Origin of the sequence: Pseudomonas sp. BYT-1, assembly GCF_023611805.1 — a bacterium.
GTDB lineage: Bacteria > Pseudomonadota > Gammaproteobacteria > Pseudomonadales > Pseudomonadaceae > Aquipseudomonas > Aquipseudomonas guariconensis.
The window spans coordinates 2,908,807-2,929,073 of record NZ_CP072559.1; the positions used below are offsets into that span (position 1 = coordinate 2,908,807).

At 55.9% G+C, this 20,267-nt stretch carries 22 protein-coding genes; 8 read left to right on the plus strand and 14 right to left on the minus strand.

Annotated elements, in window-relative coordinates:
* Window positions 1-89: 89 nt before the first annotated feature.
* From J5X93_RS13445 to dnaG, 4 genes are read left to right on the plus strand one after another with little or no spacing between them, the layout of a single operon-like run.
* Window positions 90-506 carry a lytic transglycosylase domain-containing protein gene (locus tag J5X93_RS13445; protein WP_250036111.1) on the plus strand — a complete coding sequence of 139 codons (417 nt, stop codon included), beginning with the start codon at window positions 90-92 and terminating at the stop codon, window positions 504-506.
* Between the two features lie 8 nt (window positions 507-514).
* Complete coding sequence (locus J5X93_RS13450; protein WP_250036113.1) at window positions 515-1,648, plus strand: secretion/conjugation apparatus DotM-related subunit; 1,134 nt, start codon at window positions 515-517, stop codon at window positions 1,646-1,648.
* On the plus strand, window positions 1,645-2,634 hold the full coding sequence (locus tag J5X93_RS13455; protein ID WP_102642976.1) for a DsbC family protein: 990 nt from the start codon (window positions 1,645-1,647) through the stop codon (window positions 2,632-2,634). The genes J5X93_RS13450 and J5X93_RS13455 overlap by 4 nt, the downstream gene beginning before the upstream one ends.
* A 9-nt stretch (window positions 2,635-2,643) precedes the next feature.
* Entirely contained in the window at window positions 2,644-3,639 is a 996-nt protein-coding gene (gene dnaG / locus J5X93_RS13460) for a DNA primase (protein WP_250036115.1), read from the plus strand.
* Between the two features lie 131 nt (window positions 3,640-3,770).
* On the opposite strand, the gene istB is transcribed toward dnaG, so the two are convergent.
* Window positions 3,771-4,571, minus strand: coding sequence for an IS21-like element helper ATPase IstB (gene istB / locus J5X93_RS13465; protein WP_064305084.1), 801 nt, complete (start codon window positions 4,569-4,571; stop codon window positions 3,771-3,773).
* Window positions 4,564-6,063: an IS21 family transposase gene (gene istA / locus J5X93_RS13470; protein WP_182943259.1), complete on the minus strand. Its 1,500-nt coding sequence runs from the start codon at window positions 6,061-6,063 to the stop codon at window positions 4,564-4,566. The genes istB and istA overlap by 8 nt, the downstream gene beginning before the upstream one ends.
* Window positions 6,064-6,102: 39 nt before the next feature.
* Here istA and J5X93_RS13475 point away from each other — a divergent pair, with 39 nt between their 5' ends.
* Complete coding sequence (locus tag J5X93_RS13475) at window positions 6,103-6,435, plus strand: hypothetical protein (protein WP_250036117.1); 333 nt, start codon at window positions 6,103-6,105, stop codon at window positions 6,433-6,435.
* Window positions 6,436-6,446: 11 nt separating this feature from the next.
* Here J5X93_RS13475 and J5X93_RS13480 read toward each other — a convergent pair whose 3' ends face one another.
* Window positions 6,447-7,475 carry an IS30-like element ISPsp8 family transposase gene (locus tag J5X93_RS13480; RefSeq protein WP_050161940.1) on the minus strand — a complete coding sequence of 343 codons (1,029 nt, stop codon included), beginning with the start codon at window positions 7,473-7,475 and terminating at the stop codon, window positions 6,447-6,449.
* A gap of 28 nt (window positions 7,476-7,503) precedes the next feature.
* On the opposite strand from J5X93_RS13480, the gene J5X93_RS13485 reads away from it, so the two are divergent.
* On the plus strand, window positions 7,504-7,878 hold the full coding sequence (locus tag J5X93_RS13485; RefSeq protein ID WP_250036119.1) for a hypothetical protein: 375 nt from the start codon (window positions 7,504-7,506) through the stop codon (window positions 7,876-7,878).
* Window positions 7,879-7,909: 31 nt separating this feature from the next.
* On the opposite strand, the gene J5X93_RS13490 is transcribed toward J5X93_RS13485, so the two are convergent.
* Entirely contained in the window at window positions 7,910-8,494 is a 585-nt protein-coding gene (locus J5X93_RS13490) for a type III toxin-antitoxin system ToxN/AbiQ family toxin (protein WP_250036121.1), read from the minus strand.
* Window positions 8,495-8,696: 202 nt separating this feature from the next.
* Window positions 8,697-8,990 carry a hypothetical protein gene (locus J5X93_RS13495; RefSeq protein WP_250036122.1) on the minus strand — a complete coding sequence of 98 codons (294 nt, stop codon included), beginning with the start codon at window positions 8,988-8,990 and terminating at the stop codon, window positions 8,697-8,699.
* A 147-nt stretch (window positions 8,991-9,137) separates the two neighbouring features.
* Between J5X93_RS13495 and J5X93_RS13500 the strand changes: the two genes are divergently transcribed.
* Window positions 9,138-9,395 carry a hypothetical protein gene (locus tag J5X93_RS13500; RefSeq protein WP_250036124.1) on the plus strand — a complete coding sequence of 86 codons (258 nt, stop codon included), beginning with the start codon at window positions 9,138-9,140 and terminating at the stop codon, window positions 9,393-9,395.
* 9 nt (window positions 9,396-9,404) lie between these two features.
* Complete coding sequence (locus J5X93_RS13505) at window positions 9,405-9,644, plus strand: hypothetical protein (RefSeq protein ID WP_132476514.1); 240 nt, start codon at window positions 9,405-9,407, stop codon at window positions 9,642-9,644.
* Here the strand turns inward: J5X93_RS13505 and J5X93_RS13510 are convergent.
* The 9 genes from J5X93_RS13510 to J5X93_RS13550 form a co-directional block, all read right to left on the minus strand.
* Window positions 9,641-10,030: a hypothetical protein gene (locus tag J5X93_RS13510; RefSeq protein ID WP_250036126.1), complete on the minus strand. Its 390-nt coding sequence runs from the start codon at window positions 10,028-10,030 to the stop codon at window positions 9,641-9,643. The genes J5X93_RS13505 and J5X93_RS13510 overlap by 4 nt on opposite strands.
* 46 nt (window positions 10,031-10,076) lie before the next feature.
* Window positions 10,077-10,988 (minus strand): hypothetical protein, encoded by a 912-nt coding sequence (locus J5X93_RS13515; RefSeq protein ID WP_250036127.1) that lies wholly within the window; start codon window positions 10,986-10,988, stop codon window positions 10,077-10,079.
* A 25-nt stretch (window positions 10,989-11,013) separates the two neighbouring features.
* Entirely contained in the window at window positions 11,014-11,778 is a 765-nt protein-coding gene (locus tag J5X93_RS13520) for a hypothetical protein (protein WP_250036129.1), read from the minus strand.
* Between the two features lie 28 nt (window positions 11,779-11,806).
* Window positions 11,807-12,313, minus strand: a complete 507-nt coding sequence (locus tag J5X93_RS13525; protein WP_250036131.1) for a hypothetical protein — start codon at window positions 12,311-12,313, stop codon at window positions 11,807-11,809.
* Between the two features lie 122 nt (window positions 12,314-12,435).
* A complete protein-coding gene (locus tag J5X93_RS13530; RefSeq protein WP_250036133.1) occupies window positions 12,436-14,613 on the minus strand; it encodes a DotA/TraY family protein in 2,178 nt (725 codons plus the stop codon).
* The gene (locus J5X93_RS13535; protein WP_250036135.1) at window positions 14,610-15,203 is read right to left on the minus strand and encodes a hypothetical protein; all 594 of its coding nucleotides are present in this window, start codon (window positions 15,201-15,203) and stop codon (window positions 14,610-14,612) included. Before J5X93_RS13535 ends, J5X93_RS13530 begins: the two co-directional genes overlap by 4 nt.
* On the minus strand, window positions 15,203-16,447 hold the full coding sequence (traW, locus tag J5X93_RS13540) for a conjugal transfer protein TraW (protein ID WP_023662981.1): 1,245 nt from the start codon (window positions 16,445-16,447) through the stop codon (window positions 15,203-15,205). Before traW ends, J5X93_RS13535 begins: the two co-directional genes overlap by 1 nt.
* Complete coding sequence (locus J5X93_RS13545; RefSeq protein WP_250036137.1) at window positions 16,444-19,527, minus strand: putative type IV secretion/conjugal transfer ATPase; 3,084 nt, start codon at window positions 19,525-19,527, stop codon at window positions 16,444-16,446. The genes traW and J5X93_RS13545 overlap by 4 nt, the downstream gene beginning before the upstream one ends.
* Before the next feature lie 9 nt (window positions 19,528-19,536).
* Complete coding sequence (locus J5X93_RS13550) at window positions 19,537-20,256, minus strand: HNH endonuclease (protein WP_250036139.1); 720 nt, start codon at window positions 20,254-20,256, stop codon at window positions 19,537-19,539.
* Window positions 20,257-20,267: the final 11 nt, after the last annotated feature.

Genomic DNA, 20,267 nt, shown 5'->3' on the forward strand with positions numbered 1-20,267 from the left:
TGGTGTGGTTTGCCTTGCCTTGATTCCGTAGAATAGCTACCATACGGAAAAGCATAAACCATCACGGGTTATTACGGAAGGATTGCCTAATGGTTCCAATTCCCGCTCCACCGCCTGATGTCGCCCAAGACCTGGTACCTGCCTGCATGGTGCAGGCTGCTCGGGATTACAGCCTGCCATTGCGTGGCCTAATCGCTGTATGGCTTACCGAGAGCGGCAGCGGTGAACCGTTGAAGAGCGTGAACAAGAACGGGACGGTCGATTACGGTCCCTTCCAGATCAACACGATTTGGGCAAACCGCCTGCAAAGCGAGTTCGGCGTCCCACCCGAACTCATCACGAGCGATTTCTGCTGGGCGGCAAGGGCCGGCGCTTACATCCTGCGGTACGAAATTAATCAGGCCGGTGGGAGTTTTTGGGACGGTGTAGGGCACTACCACTCAAGAACTCCGAAATTCAAATATCCCTATATACAGCGCGTATATAACAACTCATTGAGATTCTAGGAGGGAATATGGCGCGCCATAACCAGGGTGAGTCTGATGGTATGGGAGTTGTGTGGTTGGTGATGATCGCACTTCCTGTTGTGTTTGGCTGGATGTGCTGGTCGCGCTGGCACGGCACGATCAGCTACTGGGGGTTGAAGTGGGCTTGGCACCAACTTGGTGTATTTGATTGGTCATTTATGCCAGATCAAATTCGACTGTGGCGATACGAAGCGGCCCAGCTTGCGATGAACCCCTCGCAAGTAAAGTTTGCTGACTTGCTGCGTCTGCTCAATATTTCAGGGTACTTTTTCATTTTCATCCCCGTCATATTAGCGCTACGTGGATTTCGTGCGGCGCATCGGCACGCGGCTAACAAAACCCGCCGAGTTATCACAGTAGAAACGCTGCCGTGGGTGATGTCTAACCATTCGCCCGCAATCATCCCATCCTTGTATTACGGCGATCCGCACACGCTGCTTTTGAATGAAGATCCTGAGGAGCACCGCAGCGCGATCCATCCCGAAGAATGGGCTCTGCAGCATGGCCTCATCGTCAACCGACGGCTCGACCGGGAGCGCTGCCGGGAGCTGCTAGTGAAAGACTTGGGTAGCCGGATCAAAAGCCTGAATGAGCTGAGTCCTACCGAGCGAGCCCTGTTTGCAGTGTTCGGCGCCAGGCTGTTATCGGATGGGCGCGATATGAAAAAGGCCCAGGAGCTGCTGGACGCTCTGAATCGTTCATGCCACCACCACACGTTTGAGGGAAAAAAGGGCTATCCCGATTTGAGCTTGGCTGAGGATGCGTTCAAGAAGTATGCCGCGCACCCGGAAGCTCAAGTCTGGTTAGATAAACACCCCTACCCTAGAACAATGCTTTATGCCATGCACCAGCAAGCAAGTAACTTGGGAAAACTGCCATCGTCTCAATTTCGTTGGTTGAAAGGGATGGACCGTCCTTTGTTCTACGCATTGAACCTAGGAAAGCGTAAAGCTCCGCTTATGGAAGCGGGGGCAGTTTACACGCAGACCCACTGGGAAAGTTATGCCGATGACACTGGTTATAGATTAACCGAGCCATTTATCGAAGATGCAATCGACGGGGTTGAAAAATATCTGGCCAAGCTAGGTCTCGTCGACCTGAATACTGGAGATAGCCAATGAAAAACCGAGACAAGATTCGTCAATACGACAACACCCTTCACATTCACTTCGGCTCGACTGGTGAAGAACGGAGTGTATCGTTGTTGCCCTTGGAGCGCGGGCTGTCTCTGAAGCGTGAGGGTAAGCAGATCCTCGTGACCAGCGCATTTGGAGGGAAGCTGGAGCAGGTCGTTCTCGAATCCTTTGGCACCGAACAACTAGCTATTGACGCCTTTGAAGCACTCCAGAGCGCTATCGTTTCGCATGGGGTGCGCCGGCGCTGGACCTCCCGGGCCAAAGGGTTCGTAAAGTGGGGAGTTATCCCCGCTTTCGCAATCATTTTTGCACTCGGCTTGAACATGTTCGCGGCAAAACTGACCGGTCTGCAGGCGCCTACCGAGGCGCAGTATGGTTCGGGCAGCGGTCTCCAGGCACCACAGCCCCCTACCCCGGCCTTTGCTCCACAAAACCCACAGACCTTTCAACAGCCTGCTCCAGACCTCTCTAACATCCCCGGCCTTCCCAAGCCAACAGACCCTAAAGTTGTCCGGGAGGCGATCAAGGCCGGGGTGGCTACTGGCAAGTATTCAGTGAAGCTATCCGAAGGGGCCAAAGGGACTGTCTACGTCTTCTCTGATCCTTCTTGCCCTCACTGCCAGAAATTCGAACCTGAGCTCGAGCAGCTCGCCGCGGATCATACCGTTGAGATCTTCCCTGTATCGGTGATCGGTGGTGAAGGCTCAGCCAAGCCTATCGCACAGATGCTTTGCGCTCCGATCGAGCAGCGCGCCTCGATGTGGAAAGCCATCGCCAAGGGGCGACCGATCGATGGGCCTGTATGCGAGGAAGGCCTTACCCATGTTCGGGCCAATGACCAAGTCTTCAGAAAACTGCAGTTCCTGGGCACCCCAACGGTGATCAACCAGCAGGGCGCGCAGACGCCGCTCACCCTTCCCAACCAAGCGGCAGCTATTGCCCAGTGGCTGGAACAGACGCAGGCTCAGTAGGGATCGCCCATGGGGAAGTACGTTAGATACAGTGACGAGTTTCTCGACCGAGTCCGCCAAGCAGCGGATTTGGTAGGGTTGATATCGCGTGACATTACACTGAAGAAATCGGGCAAAAACTTTAGCGCTTGTTGCCCCTTCCACAAAGAAAAAACGCCGTCGTTTAGTGTTTCCCCAGAGCGTAATTTCTACCGCTGCTATGGATGTGACGCGAAGGGTGACGCTATCACGTGGATGATGGACCATCACCACCTGCCCTTCCCTGATGCCGTTGCAGCGGTTGCCGAGTTTTCGGGCATCCAACTCCCTGAGCCCAGCCAGGTTACTGCGGCAGATCAAGCGCGGAATGCAGAGTTGGCAGCCATGTACCGAGCCCTCAACGATGCCCAAACCCTCTATATCGGAGGCATTCAGAGGAATGCAAAGTCATATGGCTACCTGACTCAACAGCGAGGGTTGAGTTCCGACACGATCAGTAAATACGGTTTAGGCACCGTAGGTACTGGTATTGCAGATCTCCTGCTGAAGCGCCACGACCGGCAGATCCTGATTGATTGTGGTCTGGTATGTGAAGCCGAAGATGGCCGGTTATTTGACAGATTTCGAAGCCGGATAATGATCCCGATTCACGACCACGGCGGGGCCCTGGTTGGCTTTGCTGGCCGATCTGTTATTGAGAGCCCTGACCGAACGCCTAAATACATTAACTCGCCAGAGACGAAACTTTTTCATAAAGGCGAGGAGCTGTATGCCTTCAACGTCGCCCGCCAATTCATCCGCGCTGACAGACATGCGGTGGTGGTCGAAGGCTTTTTCGATGTGTTGAGCCTCCACCAGGCTGGTGATTCGCGGGCAGTTGCTCCCATGGGCACCTCCCTTACCAATGTGCAAATGCGTAGGCTCTTTCAAAACGCAGATACCGTTACATTCGCCTTCGATGGCGATAAAGCGGGACGAAAAGCGGCTTTAAGATCCTCTGCAGTGTTGGCGCTGATTGAAAGTTGACCCACCCTGCCGATTGAAAAATGACCCAGGGCTGCTTGCCGATTTTGACCCCGGCAATTGTGGATAAGCCTAGCAGTCGACAGCATCGTAAAAGTGCTGACCCTGCACTCAGCAAGGCCAGCCCAAAGAGGTCAAAACGGGTCGTCCTCCGCTTCCTCGACATCCTGCCGTCTCCGCTCCCTCGCCTGGATCTTGGTCTTGGCCACCAGGGTGCTGTTTTGCAGGCGGTACGATTCATTCCCCGTCTCGACGATGTGGCAGTGGTGTGTCAATCGGTCGAGCAAGGCCGTGGTCATCTTGGCGTCGCCAAATACGCTCGACCACTCGGCGAAGCTGAGGTTGGTGGTGATGATCACGCTGGTGTGCTCGTAAAGCTTCGAAAGCAGGTGGAACAGCAGGGCTCCGCCGCTCTGACTGAAAGGTAGGTAGCCAAGCTCATCAAGGATTACCAGATCTGCACGCAGTAGTCCTCGGGCGATCCGCCCTGTCTTGCCCTCATGTTTTTCACGCTCCAGCAGGTTGACCAGATCGACCGTGGAGTGAAAACGCACACGCTTGTTATGTTGGGTGATGCCGGCCACTGCCAGGGCGGTGGCGAGATGCGTTTTACCGGTGCCAGGGCCGCCGATGAACACCACATTTTGCGCTGTGTCGGTGAAGGTCAGAGTGGACAGTTCCTTGATCAGCCGGGCATCAGCGCTGGATACACCGAAGTCGAAGCCAGCCAGGTCACGGTGCATGGGCAGTTTTGCCATATTCATCTGATGATGTACCGAGCGCACTGCCCGATCGGCGTGCTCCTGATCAAGGAGATGCTCGATCAGCCATTTCGATGACGCAGTGGAAGATTCGCCTTGTGCGGCCAGCTCTGCCCAGGCATCGGCCATGCCGTGCAGGCGTAAGTCTTTGAGTTCCTCTGTGAGATCACGCATTCCGCACCTCCTCATCCGTGCTGCGCAGCCGGTCATAGCGCGCGGTATTGGCAACAGGGGACACCTTCAGTTGCAGGTTGGTTTCGACCGAGGGTGGTACTTCACGGGCGGTCAGACGGGCCACGACATTGAGGATGTGGTCAGCGCTCAGGCTGCCAGATTCCAAAACCAGCTCAACCGCCACGAGGACGGCATCCAGGCCAGCGATGGGCACGGCGGCCAACACCTGGGTCATGACTCGGTCACCCTGTAGATGCCGCCGCAGCCCGCGTCTGAGCAGGCGTAGGGGCCTGGGTAGATCGGCAAACGGGGCACCATTGCGTAGGGCTCCCGGTTTACGCTCAATGAGGGGGATGTAGTGTTGCCAGTCGTAGCTGACCTGATCGCGATCAAACAGGCGCTCATGGCTGGCAATCACACCATCATCGGCAATCACGACGATTCGCGAGGGATAGAGCCGACTGCTGACCCACTGTCCAACACGCTCGCAGGGTACTGAATAGCGGTTGCGAGCCACGTTGATCAGACAGGTGCTGGAAACGCGAACCGTGCGCTCTACATAGCCGTCGAAGGGCCTCGGCATCGGCATCATTTCGACGCGCTCCAGTTCCAAGACTTCTGCGACGGTGAGGCCGTTGTACTGCGGATGGATCAGCTCGTGCCAAAGAGCCCGACAGCGCTGGGCAAGCCAGGCATTCAGCTCTTCGAAGCTATGGAAAGTGTTGTCGCAGGCGGCCAGCCAGATGCGGCGCCGACTGTCTTGGACGTTCTTTTCGACGATACCTTTTTCCCAGCCGGACGCTACGTTGCAGAAGTCCGGGTCGAACAGGTAGTGCGAGCACATCACCATGAAGCGAGCATTGACCGTGCGGCCTTTACCCTTGGCGACCTTGTCGACCGCCGTTTTCATGTTGTCGTAGATGCCGCGACGCGGCACGCCGCCCAAGGCGGCGAATGAGCGGGTATGGGCATCGAACAGCATCTCATGCCCTTGGCTGGGGTAGGCCACGAGCCAGAAGGCTCGGCTGGCACATAGCTTCATATGCGCGACCTGGACGCGCCTGAAAACACCGCCAATCAGCAAGCCTTCCTCGCTCCAATCGAACTGGAAGGCCTCGCCCAACGCGAACGCCAACGGCACAAATGCCCGTACCGCCTTGCCTTGCTCTCCGCGCCAATGACGAACGAAGGCTGTGAGCTGGCTGTAGCCGCCGTCATAGCCTTCAGCCCTGATCATGGTCAGTAGCGCCTTGGCACTGCGGCGATGTTGCTTCGCCCTCAAGGCATCAGCCCGCAGCGCCTGCTCCAACATCTCGTGAAAGGGACTGAGCTTGTTGAACACAGCTCGACGCTGATAAACCGGCTGCTTGGACTCCGGTGCTCTGATCCATTTTCGGATGGTGTTGCGCGACAGTCCGGTGCGCTTGGCTATCTCATGCAACGACAGCTTGTCGCGGAAATACATCCGCCGAATTTTGCCCATCATTTCCATGCTGATCACCCTGTGTTCTCCTGCTCAAAAAATGAGCAGGTGCAGTGGAACACCTGGGTCAGTTTTCAGTCAGCACAATGGGCGAAACTGGGTCATTTTTCGGTCAGCGGCAACAGTCTTAGCGAGCTCTTGGATATGGACGACCGCGACCTGCTAAAGCGGGCTGCAGTTCTCCTGCGTGACCTTAACCGTCACGTTGAGCGGGCAAAAGAGGTACGTGTTGAACTCGAAAAAAGAGAAGACAAGGCGCGGAAAGCCTATTTGGTAGCAATCAGCGGGCTGATCCAGAAGCGGTTTCCATCAGTTACCGATGAGAGTCCCGGGCGAGCTGAGCAACTGTTGGAGATAATGGAGGGCGGTTGCAGGAGCTGAGTGCAACACGGTCATTGAATTGAAACTGGAGCATCATGCCGCATAGCCATGGCCTTCTGCATCACCTCGCCCATAACTTCGATTGGGCATTTGAAGTCGAAGCGCTTACGCGGTCGCATATTCAGTTGCAGCGCAATGGCGTCCAGCTCCTCCTGGCTATGTACCGACAGGTCTGTGCCCTTGGGCAAGTACTGGCGAATCAGGCCGTTGATGTTTTCGTTGCTGCCGCGCTGCCAGGGGCTGTGCGGGTCGCAAAAGTAGATCGCCACGCCGGTTCTTTGGGTGATCTCGGCGTGTCGTGCCATCTCCCGGCCCTGGTCGTAAGTCATGCTCTTGCGCATCTCCAGCGGCATGCTATTGAGCGCGGCGCTGAAGCCTTCCAGCGCCGAAGTCGCCGTCGCGTCGTTCATCTTCACCAACATCAGGTACCCACTGGTGCGTTCCACCAGCGTACCGACGGACGAGGCGTTGGCCTTACCCTTGATGAGGTCGCCTTCCCAATGCCCCGGCATCAGCCTGTCTTCAATCTCCGGCGGGCGCACATGAATACTGACCATCTCGGGGATCTGGCCGCGCCGATCCACGCCACCAGAGCGCGGCCGGCGCGTCGTCTTGCCTTGGCGCAGACAGATGATCAGCTCCTTACGCAGCTCACCCACTGGCAGGGCATAGATCGCGTTGTAGATCGTCTCGCGACAGACGTAGGCATCTCTGAGGCTAGGTATGTTCATGTGGCGCAGCTTGCCGGCAATCTGTTCGGGAGACAAACGCTCACGCAGCATATGAACCACCAGTTCGAAGCGCTCGCTCCCCGGCAGCAGCTTTCGGCTCGGTCGACAGACTTGGCGGCGGGCCTTCATCTGCTCCTGGGCCGCGCGGGCCGAGTAGCTGCCACAGACATCTCGATTGCGGCGCAGCTCTCGACTGATGGTCGAAGGAGACCTATTGATCAGGCGAGCAATCCTGCGCAGGCTGAAGCCCTGGGCGTGGCCGATTTGGATGGTGGCGCGTTCTTCAACGCTGAGTTCGGTATATGACATAGGGGCAGCACCGTACCGGAAAGGTCAGGTGTTGCACTCAGTTTTTGCCGCCGCCGAGCTTCATCTGGCCTTATTCGATTGCAACTACCTGGAAGACTATTACGAGGGGGGGCTTTCCTCGCAATTCGGGCGGGATTTTGACCGTTTCGAGAGTGGCGAGGAGACACTTACTCAGGCGGTAAACGGCGCTGCGCAGAACTTGCGGTATGACCTTGGGCAACGGTTGGGCTATTCGAGCAAGCAACCAGATCCAGCAAAGGCACTGCAGGCAGTGATCGAGGAGGCCGATCGGCTACGCCCAGCCGCCAAGGCAAAGAATCAGGGGTTGTTTCAACGTATCGAGCGTGTATTGACAAGAGAGCAAGCCGCTCGTCATGCCGATCTGAAGTTATCCCGGCTCTGATCGAGCCCGTGACAAGCAGCCCGGTTAGGTTTCATTCGGCCTTGTTGAAGTTCTTGTGCTCGTCTACGAGTTTGGGAATATCACAGGAAATTCTGACAAAGAAGTCGCTCCGCTTGATGACCACATGCTCGTAGAGCTTGGTTGCGCGGTCGATTATCTCTTGCCGGTTTGCTTTGATGAACTCGTACTGCTTGTAGAGCATCTGCTTATACCGACCTTCCTGGGCGTCAATGTCTAGCTCGACCAACTCGCTATCCAGAACCGGAACCATGTAGTTCAGGGCAATCAAGCCAAGTTTGTTGTCTGGATTAGTACGCTCATGCAGCTTGAATGCCGAACAGGATGATGATTGGATGCGATCCTGGGCCGGCTTGTATGAGGTCAGAGGCGCTAGAAATTTATGATTTCCGATTTCTAGCAGAACACCAACATAGACCTTTTTGCCTTTGTATCCGGCCCCACCGTTGTTTGGGACCTTTCCATCGAATTGCTGCAAAAAAGCGATGTAGTCGTCCGTTACAGTGTAAAACCTCATAAGTCCTCGCGCCTGAGCAAAAAAAAGTGGCAATCGCCACTTTCTTTCCTCGCCTTCGAGGCGGCGAGAGCCTGATTTCAATTTCGCACTCAGGGTAGCGTATCACCCGATTTCAAGCTCGCACTTAGGGTAGCGTATCACCCGATTTCAAGCTCGCACTTAAAGGTAGCGTATCACCTGACGGCCCTAATCATATGGTCAAATACCAGATACGTCAAGCTGAGCTAGCCCACTGAACCGGGTTTATCAGCTCATGCTGACAATGATAGCTTGCTTGGGTCTGTCAAGTCTTACAGCTGGTGTGTGCGATCAGCCAGCCATGTGGAGCTGCTGTTTCTGCAGGGGCCGGCATCATTTGAAATGTACAGGAATGACCCCCAGGCGCAGATGCAACGACTGTCGCGGTCAGCGCTGTTTGCTGCAGCACATGTACTTCCACCACATCCTCGTCAACGTCATAGAACTGAGCGGTTAGGTTCGCAGCGATAGGCGCCGGGCCCCTCTCCTCTGCTGCAGCGGTGACTGTTGCTAGTAGCAACAGCACCAATCCTCCCCCTACCGAGATTGCTTGTTTCATTCCCTTCTCCTTCCGTGGGCGGTGATGCCAATTGGTTCTAGAGATTTCTCTCTTTTGGCTGACAAGTCGTGTAGCAAGATCTATTATAAGTACGTACGTACGTACTTTCAACACTCATCGGGGCGGCTACCCCTCTAGGAGCAAGCGATGGAACTCAAAATCTCATGCGGCAATATTTCCCAAGCACTGGCTGAGTTGAAGCCTGGTGAATCTCTGGTCGTGCCGTGCAATGGCAAAACCACCCAATCAACTCAGTCGAGCATCGGGTCGATGCTCGCCCGCCGTCAGCTGGCCAGCGCGATGTACAGCCAGAGCAAAGCCCTGATCGTACGGGACGAAATGTCCCTTCCCATTCCAGTGATCATCGTTACCCGGCGTGCGGCAGAAATTGCCGGCGCAGCATGAGGGGAAATCATGAATACTCATCGTTGCGTTTTATTGCAGGGCGTTCAGGACATCAAGAATGCCTATGCACATCTGCTGCAGGCCCGCTCTGACCAGGCTTGCCAATCAAGCGCGTTGATCATGGTCGACGGAGTGGTCTGTACAGTCCCGCTGGGTCAAGGCCTCATTGACATCGACCGAGCAGAACCGGTGCAAGCAAAGGGTAAAACCATCTGCCACAGCGCGGCCTGCCCTTTCATCATCCTTTAAGGGGAAGGCGCCCCTTTTGGCGCCTTGTACCTCGCCATTGGGTGTCTATTCAGTACGACCATACCCGTCGGATGAACGTTAAACTCCAGGTAGCTCGACTCGTAATCAGCCTTTGTAGCTCCGTCGAATACCGAGTCAGCCAACCAAGCGGCCATAGCGGCTTGAATGGCGTGACGACTCATGGCCTGCTCATCATTTTCTTCCATTGCTTTGACCAGTTCACTGGCCCAGAACGGAACTGCACTCTGCGCAAAAGACTTCCCTTTTTCCCGAATCATTTCGCGTTTTGACTCTGCAACAGCAACCAACCCGTTCAGATCAATTTCGGTCTGGAAGAGAGCGGTTTCTTGTTGTTCGGTGTTGAAAAACTTGAATTGTAGAATCACATGCTTGCTCCAAATGAACGAGAGGGCCGTAGCCCTCTCTGGATGGTTATGCTGGCCGTGGAGCCCGGGGCTTCGGCGCTGGTGGGGCTTCCTTCCAGTGAATGCCATGCTCGGCCTGGCGCTGTCTGATCAGCTCAGAATGCCTCATCACCCCCACTGCCTTGTCGATGCTCTTCCCAGCCTCCTCAAAGCTATGGAACACCCCTTGAGGCTTGCGCTCACCATCCACTGGTTTGCCTGGGATTCCAGTGCTGTAAGGAATGTGCGTGGAGGTTCGTACCTGGAACACTTCAAACTTGTCGCCCGGGCCTTCGGTATTGTGGAAGACGTCGAGGCGTTTTCCGTGGACAAGCCGGCCAGGCTCCCCGCGTTCGTTGAGCTTTGAAGGCTCGGACGTATGATCGAATTCACGTGACTTGAAAATAGTGGTACCGGCGATGACGCGTTCCCGCAGACGTTCGTCGCCCTCTGCAGGCGCTGCGGGCAACTTTTCAACGTTGAACACCCGATTCAGGCCTTGATCGCGAAAGGGAGCTTCGGATTCGTGCCCTTGGTGCTGAGCCAGCTTGGCCACCAACTGACGCGCTATGTGCTGGCTTTCAATGTCCTTGGGCTGCGCCTCGATCGCGGCGATGACCTCTTTGTATTCGCTGCCCGTCAGGCGATGCCGTTTTTGTTCAGCAATGTCCTGCAGGACGCCTTGCCATTCTTGAATCGAGCTCGCACTCATCGAAGTCTCCTTGCCTTGTAAAATCCCGGTCGAGGGCGACGTAGAGTGCGGCGGCACCCGGCATCCCTTTCGGTTTTGAATTTCTTCATCGCTTGGGCGATTGGCCTGGTCGAACATAAACGATCCATCGTCGTAGCGTTCGAGGTAGCCCCATGTGCAGTCTTTGTCACTTTGCCCAGGTTTGGGCGGTTGAGCCCACCACGGCTCGCGAGTCACTAAATGCTTCATAGGCCACCTCCTTCGCTTTGGATCGTCACATGGTGAAGTTCGCCATAACCTGATTAGTTTGTTGGTCGACCAGGTCGATCGAGCCCCGCACGATCTGACCGACTGCGGTGTTGCCATCAGCTTCCGGGATGTACAGGTACAAGGTGCCTCGAAGGTCAAGGCTCCCTTTTGCCCGAGCCTCTTCGATGATCCGAGCTTGGGCAGAGTCATTGACTTTCAGGCTGCATGGAAACGCCGATGGTTTAACCTGCAGGTTCATTCCTTGAGCGTTGCGAACAGGATTCGCCCAGCAGTACTGCCCGTAGCTGGTGAGGGGGAACGAATGCGTATTGAAATCGTATGGACCGACAGAAACGTTCTGCATGCTCAACACGCTTGATACCCCAAACCCGGAGATCGGCAGCGAGTAGTAATCATTGGCAGCATAGGATTTCAGCGTGGCCTCGAATGCCGGCCACTGGGCTGACTCGATGTCCTTGCGCTTGAAGGCGTCGCTGGTGGCTAGGTAGTCGGCGGAGAGGTAGCCCATCTTGTCCTCCGTCGTGGCCCCAGGCGCCTTAGCAAGCACCAGGAACGTGAGTGGCTTGCCGTTGTTACTCGCCAAGTCTTGGTACTGGTTCAGCGGAACAGAAGTGTCGATCACTTGTGCAGGCTTTTCCGGTGCCGCGGGCGGCGTCTGTGCGTTCTGGCTCTGCTTGGGTGTGGATACTGGTGCAGGTGCTTCCTTGTCATTGCATCCAGTCAGGAGCCCCATCACAACACATGCTGCAGCAGTCATTTTCAGGTTCATAAAGCATCAATTCCGTTGAATTTTTTGGTCAGCCGAACAAAGTGTGCATATCCGACTTCCAGGCCCCAAACTGGTTCGCCTTGATGCGTATCCCGATTTCATGCAGGTTCGGAACACGAGTGACTAACTTAAACAGCAAGAGCGGGCTTTTATCGGGTACCAGCTCCCAGCTGGACACCTGATCAAAGTCAATCAAGGTCGCGCTGTTTAAGTTGACGTCTACGTACAAGGCCTTCTTTGCTGCGGCATCAAAGCCGACGTAGCGGTTGAACATCACCGAGACGGCTTCATGGCTCGGGTTGAAGCCCGTCAGCTTGACCTTCTCGACCATGCGATCGAGGCGCGATTTGAAATAACGTGGAGCCACCGAGAACAGCAGGTAGCCGAGCCCGAAATAGACCAGCGCGATGGCCATGATCCCTAGCGATACCTCTGTGTCCCTGGAAAAGTGGGCACAGGCGATCAGGAATACGGCAATCACTGGCAACAGACCGAGCCAATAAAAAGGACGAAGGACCCACCAGATAATGTTCATATCGATCCCCTCAAAAATCCGTATGAGATACACAATACGGAATTAGGTTAGGTTCATTCTACCATGACCCATTGACAGGTCAATCCTCAATTGATAAGGGGCCCGAAGGCCCCCCGATTTGATCATCCCTTGATCCCATCTCCTCCCTTGGTGCGTCTGTTTTCGCCCCCAGCTCCCCCTTTGGGCGCCAAGTGCTCGAGGCGGCTACCGAAGATGTTCATCGCGTTGCGCATCCGCTCATTGTCCTCACGGCCCACCGATGCCGCGGCGTGACCACCGACCCAGTTAATGACCTGGTCGGGAACGATCAGGATCAGGTTGAAGCAGCTGTGGACCAAGGTCAAACACATGCTGCAGTAGATCGCCAAGTAGAAGATGATCGAGAACAATCCCGTCACAGAGTCGAACTGGGCGTTGGCCAGGGCAATCCCGAAGCACTGGTTGAGCAACGTGCCTCCTGCGATCAGCGCGGCCCCGCCCAAGAAGAACCCGACGACCATCAGTGCAGGGCGGATCATCACGTTCAGCAGGAAAATATAGCCATGGGAGGTTTTGTGGCCCATGCCCTCCCCTTCGCTACCCAAATGCGTAAAGGCCCACAGTGGCGCCGCAATGATTGCTTCGCCAACCACTACCAGCCAGTTGACCGCGGCCCCGAACCAGATAATGAATGGAACCATGGGGAGATATGTCGAGAGCGTACCGCCCAGGATGAACATCGCCAGGACGAGGCCAATGATGAATGGTGATACACCTTCAAGCACACCGCTCAAAGCATCACCAACCGATGTCACGGCGTTTGCCACCTTGGCAAATACACCGGCGACACTCCAGCCATCCTTCACCTTCTCGATGGCCTTCGCGGTCACATAGGCGCCCATGGCCGTCTCTGCCGCAACCATCGTGTAGTCGCCCAGGTTCTTCATCTTGATCAGGGGGTTGAGCTGACCCAGACCTTCGCCGCCGGCATTCACGTCGATCAGGTAGTTCACGATTCGCTGGCCAGGCGCAGCGAACATACTCCCGATGATGTTGCCCGCATCCGCGCCTACAACGCCTTTGGAGTAGTCGCCGGTAGCACTGGTGCCTGCTGTAGGGGTGTAGGAGGTTGTTTCCTGCTGGGCTTTATAGGCCGCGTAGGCTTCGTCGTACACGGAAACGACTGAGGGATCTCCGCTGGTCGACATACCGAACACAGTTGCTTTTGCGGCCATGGCGTCAGAAAGCTTGGTATTCGCTTGAGCGAAAGTCTGATACCAGGCACCCAATACCCACCATCCCGACTTGCTAATGTTTGAGCTGAGTTCCTGAGCGAGCCGCTTGATGTCCCCTTGCTTGGTACCGGCGACCTTGTTCACCGAGTTTTCATAGGTCTGCGCTGCAATCTGGATGGCATACTCACTGTCGGGCAGTGCCGTTTTAGACCCACTGGCTCGTTGGACAGAGGCATTCACAAACGACTGGGCCGACTGGCTCAGGGACGCCTGCATGGCTTTCAGTGCATCCAGGTGCGCCTGCCTGATATCGGCGACATCGATCGTGCCGCTGATAATGTTAGTGGAGGCCGCCTGTGCTGTGAGATCGCCACTGATGTCCGCTCCACCACATACGAAGCTGTTGTTTTTGAGGATGAACCCTTTGTTAGTAGCGGTCTGTTGGATGTAGCCGCCCGGGATGACCAGGCCACCGCTCGCTTGTGCTTGAGCGATGCCGGCGTTAATGCCGTGCAAGCAGAGGTTGGCTTCATACACACTGTGCGCCAGAGCGGCAGTAGAGGGCATGACTGGCTGCACGACCATCGATTGGCCATCTTCAAAACTGGAGATCGCAGCATCGACGCCGAGGTTGGCCACACCAACCCCCATTACTGACGCCGACCACAGCATCAACAGCTGCGAGAGCGACCAACCGTTGGCAGTAGGGACCAGCGACACGACACCCCAAACAAGTCGCACAGGTCCCCACGACGAGGACTGCTGACGGTCGAAGATCGAGCCATCGTGGGCAGTGCGCGTCAGCTTGCGGAATACGATATAGCAGGCCCACATCGCACCCACGACAAGCAATGCGCTGTTAAATACCTGGAAGATATTCGCGAGGATGGTGTCGCCACTTCCGCCGGCCGAGGCCAACGGGTTGTTCACGACCTGGCCATAGATGGAGACAAGCGCTTCACGCGATTTATCGCCGCTGCGCTTGGCCGCTTCCGAGATTTCGCCCAGCGTGGTGCTGTCAGCCCAAGCCAAGGTGCTGCAGAGCATGGCAGCAATCACGGCAAATGCTTTGTGTTGAATTCTCATGGCCGGCCTCCTTTCTCGTGGCCGTATTCAGGATCGAGCAGCTGCCGGAACCAGTTCCGGTTCTCCCGAATGAAGTCCTTCAAGCCACCTTTTTCCTCCTTTGAAAGGCGCTGCGTCTTGAGCTGCCATAGCCGCAGTTGGGCGCTCAGAGCCATAGCGAAGAGAAGAGGCATTGCCGTGGCGATCGAGAGCAAGCCCTGGACCACCCCTTTCGACGAGTCGAAATGGACTCCAAGCAAAATGCCGAGCACTGCGAAGAGTCCCAGGACCAAGGCTGCGAGCTGGCAGGCGCGCTTGCGAGACAGAAAGTAGCGATAGAGCTCAGGAATGGACATGGCTCCAGGCTTCCGATTTTTCATCGCCTCGCTGAATGACAGCTGCTCACTATCTGCCTTCTCACGACGGTCGCGCAGTGTTTCCTTTGCCTCGGCCGACAATTGCCGAATGACCTCTAAATGCTCCTTGGACCTGGAGACTTCGTTTTTAGCCAGTCGATAAGTCTGACGCATGGCCCAGAACGGAATCACTAGGTGGAGCCCGATGGACAGCCCCCGACGGACCTTGGAAGACTGCAGCTTTTCCTCACTCATCAGTTGGCCCCCCCCATGCGACCGTTAACAGCCCGGTATTTCTCACCCAAGACAGGCTCGAATTCCTGCCGTGCAGAACTGGCCAGGTTCAGACCGTTGATGATGTTCCCGCGGGTCACATCGTTGCGCAGTTCGAGGAGCAACCAGTTGGTCTGCGTTTGGACGCGGATCTGCTCACGCACCAGGTTGTCGCCTGTCATGTTCTGCAGATCAGCCTGGTACTCTGTGTTCGCGTATCGACGCCCCACCTCGAAATACTCGAATTCGCGGGCCGACATGGTTCCCGTGCGCTTAGCTTCTGCCGAGGCAATCTTTTGGTAGTAAGACTCAGCCGATTTTGAGGACCGTGCCTCTTTAAGCAGATCTTTAGTTGAGTCCAGTGGTTGGCTTGCGGCGATCATTTGATCTTGAGGATCCGTCGCAGCGGAGATGATCGAGTTGTACTGATTCATCAGGCCGATGTACTGGACACCAGCGTCAGATTCGGCCTGCCCCTTCTTGAGCTGCGGAGCCACTGAACGCCGCGCGGAGTTCTGCGTGTACATTCTGGCAGCGTCGGTTTGCGCCTGAGTAAAGGTGAGGTCCTGGTCCTTGCCATCCTTGCCGGCGCCGATAGTCAACGAGTCGAGGCGTTTGTCGGCCCCGGGCATGGTAGTCGAAACGGCTGGGCAAGCTGTTGCTCCACCATATGCAGCGTAATCATCGGTATCGCAGTAGTCAGCATGGATGCTTGCCGATCGCATGGCATCGATCGAGGGCGGCTGGGCTGGAGCAGTAAGAGCCTGGTTGATTTTGGTGCTGGCAGCTTTCCCCCCTCCACCTGTGCGGATAGAGGCTTTTACTGCTGCAACCCCCGCCCTGACTTCATTGAAACCGCCCGAACCGGATTCGCTGCAGATCGAGTTGGGCACGTAGTAGTTCTGGCGGGCATTCTCGTAGCGACGGCTACGCTCCTGATTCGCGTCAAACTCCCGTTGAACCCGAGCAGCAGTTTCAATGGTATTGGCAACCTTGCTTGCACCTTGGGTAGTTGCGGTACCCACCTGGTAAAGCAGCTGGCTAACCGACAGGTTCATGGCGCTCACTGAGGCTGTTGTAGCGGCGATCGCCCCGGTCAACGTGACAGTTGAGGTTCCGATCGCGCCTACAACGCAGCCGTCGCAAAGTGCGTAAGCGGGAGTTGAAGCTGCGGAGCCGATCAGGAGAGCTACGGCCAGAGGAGTAATGCGGAATATGGTCTTCATACGTGTTCTCCCCGGTGGCTTTGTTCGGCGTAATACTCGGTTACCAGATCCTCTGCCAATTGCTTCACGACGCTCACCTTGGCGTTGGAGGTAGACGCGTACTCGAGTGCCTCAATGTGAGTCTTGGCAGAACCCAGAGGGAACCGCTTAGCGAGGACCTGGCGAGCAGCCATAGGACCGATCCGGTTGTACAACTCTTTTCGTAGCGCCATATCCTGCTGGGTGGTAGACATTGCCCAGAGTTCAAGCGGACCGGTTGTATTGGTCAAAATTTGGGTGATCGTGCCTTGGTTCGTCTTGAATAGGGCCAGCATGTTTGCGCCATTGCGCCCAGGACCTATGCACTGCAGGTGCAGCTGCTGGATCGTTTCGTGAGAAACCTTGAAGGTTTCGCGCAGCACGTTTTCGTCATCCACATTGCCGCCGCGCAACACATAGACCGATGTGGCCGCGTTGAGCAGGGCCTGGGGAAAGTCTCGCAGATACTGTGAAATCACCATGATTCGGATACCCCACTTCCGGCCTTCACGACCGTCCTTCTTCAGCGTTTCCACTGGGGTATCCATGCCTTCGGTGTTGTGCCATTCGTCATAGGCTATGGTCTTCTGCTGCGAAGCCACATCTTCGGCACGCTTCAGGTGGTAGTCGAGGTACAGCGGCGGAGATACAAGGCGGATGTCTTCCTCGCGCAGGAAATAGTTCTTAGCCCCTAGGTGGCGGGCAAACATGTACATGCAGGAGGTTCTGATCGAGCCCTCTGGTGTTTTCGATCCAATTACGTCGTTGAGGTCCACCGAAATGACTCGTGTTGTCGAGTCAATTTCAAATCGTGTACGGCCGGAAAAGACCGCGTACGTCGTCGATGCTAAGGTGAAGCAGCGCCCCATGTACTTCAGGAGTGACTCGCCGCCGCTGGCCATTTTGATATCTCCGAATGTCTGACGCACGCCTTCGTTGTTCAGCATCGCAGTGAAGTCGGGCAGTACTGGGGCCGCTTGGCGGTGAGCGTAGGTTGCTTCACGCACATAGCCGGCAGCGAATAGCATGTCAGTCACTTCGTACCAAGTTGCAGCACTCCACCATTTCTCATCATGCTCAGCGCTGATCCCCGACTCGGCTAGCACCTTGTCCACCGCAGGCACTACATCAGGTTCATACAGATTGGCGCCTCGACCCGCTTTGTCGTCATACACAAGGGTCATCAGCATTTCGTTGACCGCGGCACAGTCGGAAGGCGTGCGGGCTTTAGTCCCGCCTTGACCATCACTGGCGACGCTGGCACAGAGCAAATTCAAGAAGTCGACGCAATATTCGCGTTCTCGGCGAGTGGGTTGACGCGCCCCAAGCTGAGGATCAAAAGGATTCGATGCGAAGTCGCGATTGTTCTGCAGCCTGATGTACGCCGCTTCGGACTTCCGATGATCAGGAAGCGAATCCTGGATCATTTGAATCAGACCTGAGGAGGATGGGCCAACATCCGCAATCGTTAGCAGAGGGAGCTGGGTCGCACCTGGACGATGCAACGTTGCGTTGTGCATGCAGTTCGCAGCGACCGACTTACCCGAGCCTGGGATGCCTGAGACAAGTTCGATCCAGGTGTCTTGGATCGAGCTGCCTAGCCCAATCGGATAAATCTTTCCATCCGGAGTCCGAGTGATCCACGAACCGTTATCGGGCCACGGGGTCGCAGGCCGCTGCAAAGGCAACATTTTCATGGCCTCTTTCAACGGTGGCAGAAGACGGTTAGCGGTGTTTTTTGTCGTGAAGCCTGGGATCGAGGATGCGAGAGCGGCCATGGGGTCGCCATGTGTTTTCTGTACTTGGCAGGTGCCCCAAGACTGGATTGCCTTCTCCAGGCGGGAAAGCCTGGTTTCGAGATCTGTCTTGGTACTGCTCCAGCAAGAGGCCATGACCTTCATCGACATGACGGCCTGATCTTTCGAAATTGCCTCTAAGTCTTTGAAAGAATCGCGGATCGCCCTGTTGTCAGGCAACACGCCGACAAAACCGACCATCAATTTGCGCGCACGCATCATTGAAAGCCCGCCCGGCGAGATATCGAAACGAATGCGCCACGGATCCTTTTTACCAACGGCGTCAAAAAGTTTTGAGAAGTGAACGACGTCTTGCGGGCCAAGCTCCATCGCAAGCGATCCATGCCACAGGCTGTCAGTCTTGACGTAGTTACCAACTGGCTCAACGTCGTTGCTGCAGACTTGATAGCAGAGGCGCGGGGGTACTAGTTCCGAATAGTCTTTGGCGTCGGTCGAGCCGCGAAGCATGAAGCGATCGCCGACGATTTGGGGCCGGAACTTCTGTGAAGTGCCTTCCCGATTCAACATGATCCTGATGCGCTTGATCGCCTCGTGGGCGCTCAATGGCTTCATCATGATCCCTTTCTTGCCCTCAACCCCACACGAGATAAAGTCGTCCATGAGCCGATCAATCATCGTGTCATGACGGTACTTGAGAGCAGCCAGGGCAAATGCGGGATTTTGCCCATAGGTGAGTCGCGGAAGCTTGTGCTTCGAGGCACTTTTAGCCAGCTCGCCGAGTTCGCGATCCTGTTCTTCCTTGCTCAAGGACGTGAGGTGCGTGTAGACGACCAGCAGGTTTTGCTCCCAGGCGCAATGCGGAGCGTTTCGCTTCACTCGATCAAGAATGATGTCCTCGCTTTTGAGGCCGATTCGTCGGGCGGTATTCAGCAAGGGTTCGGCGAGGCGCATAAGCTCATCGGTAGCACGCTCAGGATCACGCTCGAAGCTGAACGTCAGGCTATGGCCCTTTTCACGCATATAACCGGTCATGCGGATGCGCAGGGACTCCAGCATCTCTGAAAACTCAGCTTCAGAAAGCATCTGGTACGTGCCCTGCAGATCGAATACTGTCAGCAGCGAGTAATCACTGTTGACCAAGGTGTAGGGATCCTTCAGATCCGGGGATTTCTCGATATCAGCATCGGTCAGCCCCACAGCAGTGGCCAGTTCGCAGTAACTGGTCATGTCCTTGTGAATGAAGTGTTTTGCGAGGTACTCCAAGGTACCTTCCAGTGCGTCTACGCACTTATCGAGAAGTCCCATGCTGCCTCCTTAGCTCGGCGCGTTCATCACATCGTGATGTACTTGGGCCCACGTAGAAGTGGGAGCTGCGCCATACGCATCCTGTGCCCAGCCCTTGACGACCTGGCTGAACTGAGCGGGATTGAAAATGACGCTCAACCCTTGGAAAACGAGGGAGTTAACATCGGCGTCAACCTTGCCAAGGCGAGTCATCGCCTCAGCGAAAATTTTGGGCGAGTGGGTGCCCCAGGCCTTTTCGGTGTATTCCCGATGGGAAGCCATCCAGTTGAGGATTTTTTTCGCGTCCGCCTTCGTTTGTTCGTCCCCGGTTTCCAAGGCGATCATGGTGGCTCGCTGCAGATGATTCGCATCCTGGGGAGACAAGCCCGGGAGGTAGGCGATGAAGGCTTGGCCGTCGTCGATTTCACCCAGGTGCTGCCACCCATGACACAGCGGATCTACAAGCCGGAGATTTTCCGGCCGCAGATCCTGATGGTTATGGTTAATGTTGTGAACATGACCGGCACGAGCGTGTACACCGCAGAAATAGCACTGTCCCTGCGCCTGACGGGTAATGGTCGCCCGCATTTCGGCCGTCAGTTGATCCGGGTTGGGCTCGATCGCGTTTGGCGTGGCGTCCCCCCAAACCCGCGCTTTCGTGGCCATGGCCATCAGCGGCAGAACGGGTTTCTCGAAGTTTTGGCCAAGCCCCGATACCGGTACTGTCTGATCCTGTTTCACGTCGCTCATGCAGTCTCCAA

What these genes read in the sequence shown, in the direction of transcription:
- J5X93_RS13525 (WP_250036131.1), bottom strand. Translation starts at nt 12,313, where the DNA reads ATGAACATTATCTGGTGGGTCCTTCGTCCTTTTTATTGGCTCGGTCTG.
- J5X93_RS13480 (WP_050161940.1), bottom strand. Translation starts at nt 7,475, where the DNA reads ATGTCATATACCGAACTCAGCGTTGAAGAACGCGCCACCATCCAAATC.
- J5X93_RS13500 (WP_250036124.1), top strand. Translation starts at nt 9,138, where the DNA reads ATGGAACTCAAAATCTCATGCGGCAATATTTCCCAAGCACTGGCTGAG.
- J5X93_RS13535 (WP_250036135.1), bottom strand. Translation starts at nt 15,203, where the DNA reads ATGAGTGAGGAAAAGCTGCAGTCTTCCAAGGTCCGTCGGGGGCTGTCC.
- J5X93_RS13495 (WP_250036122.1), bottom strand. Translation starts at nt 8,990, where the DNA reads ATGAAACAAGCAATCTCGGTAGGGGGAGGATTGGTGCTGTTGCTACTA.
- J5X93_RS13545 (WP_250036137.1), bottom strand. Translation starts at nt 19,527, where the DNA reads ATGGGACTTCTCGATAAGTGCGTAGACGCACTGGAAGGTACCTTGGAG.
- istA (WP_182943259.1), bottom strand. Translation starts at nt 6,063, where the DNA reads ATGGAAATGATGGGCAAAATTCGGCGGATGTATTTCCGCGACAAGCTG.
- J5X93_RS13455 (WP_102642976.1), top strand. Translation starts at nt 1,645, where the DNA reads ATGAAAAACCGAGACAAGATTCGTCAATACGACAACACCCTTCACATT.
- J5X93_RS13445 (WP_250036111.1), top strand. Translation starts at nt 90, where the DNA reads ATGGTTCCAATTCCCGCTCCACCGCCTGATGTCGCCCAAGACCTGGTA.
- traW (WP_023662981.1), bottom strand. Translation starts at nt 16,447, where the DNA reads ATGAAGACCATATTCCGCATTACTCCTCTGGCCGTAGCTCTCCTGATC.
- istB (WP_064305084.1), bottom strand. Translation starts at nt 4,571, where the DNA reads ATGCGTGATCTCACAGAGGAACTCAAAGACTTACGCCTGCACGGCATG.
- J5X93_RS13505 (WP_132476514.1), top strand. Translation starts at nt 9,405, where the DNA reads ATGAATACTCATCGTTGCGTTTTATTGCAGGGCGTTCAGGACATCAAG.
- dnaG (WP_250036115.1), top strand. Translation starts at nt 2,644, where the DNA reads ATGGGGAAGTACGTTAGATACAGTGACGAGTTTCTCGACCGAGTCCGC.
- J5X93_RS13450 (WP_250036113.1), top strand. Translation starts at nt 515, where the DNA reads ATGGCGCGCCATAACCAGGGTGAGTCTGATGGTATGGGAGTTGTGTGG.
- J5X93_RS13550 (WP_250036139.1), bottom strand. Translation starts at nt 20,256, where the DNA reads ATGAGCGACGTGAAACAGGATCAGACAGTACCGGTATCGGGGCTTGGC.
- J5X93_RS13530 (WP_250036133.1), bottom strand. Translation starts at nt 14,613, where the DNA reads ATGAGAATTCAACACAAAGCATTTGCCGTGATTGCTGCCATGCTCTGC.
- J5X93_RS13515 (WP_250036127.1), bottom strand. Translation starts at nt 10,988, where the DNA reads ATGAAGCATTTAGTGACTCGCGAGCCGTGGTGGGCTCAACCGCCCAAA.
- J5X93_RS13520 (WP_250036129.1), bottom strand. Translation starts at nt 11,778, where the DNA reads ATGAACCTGAAAATGACTGCTGCAGCATGTGTTGTGATGGGGCTCCTG.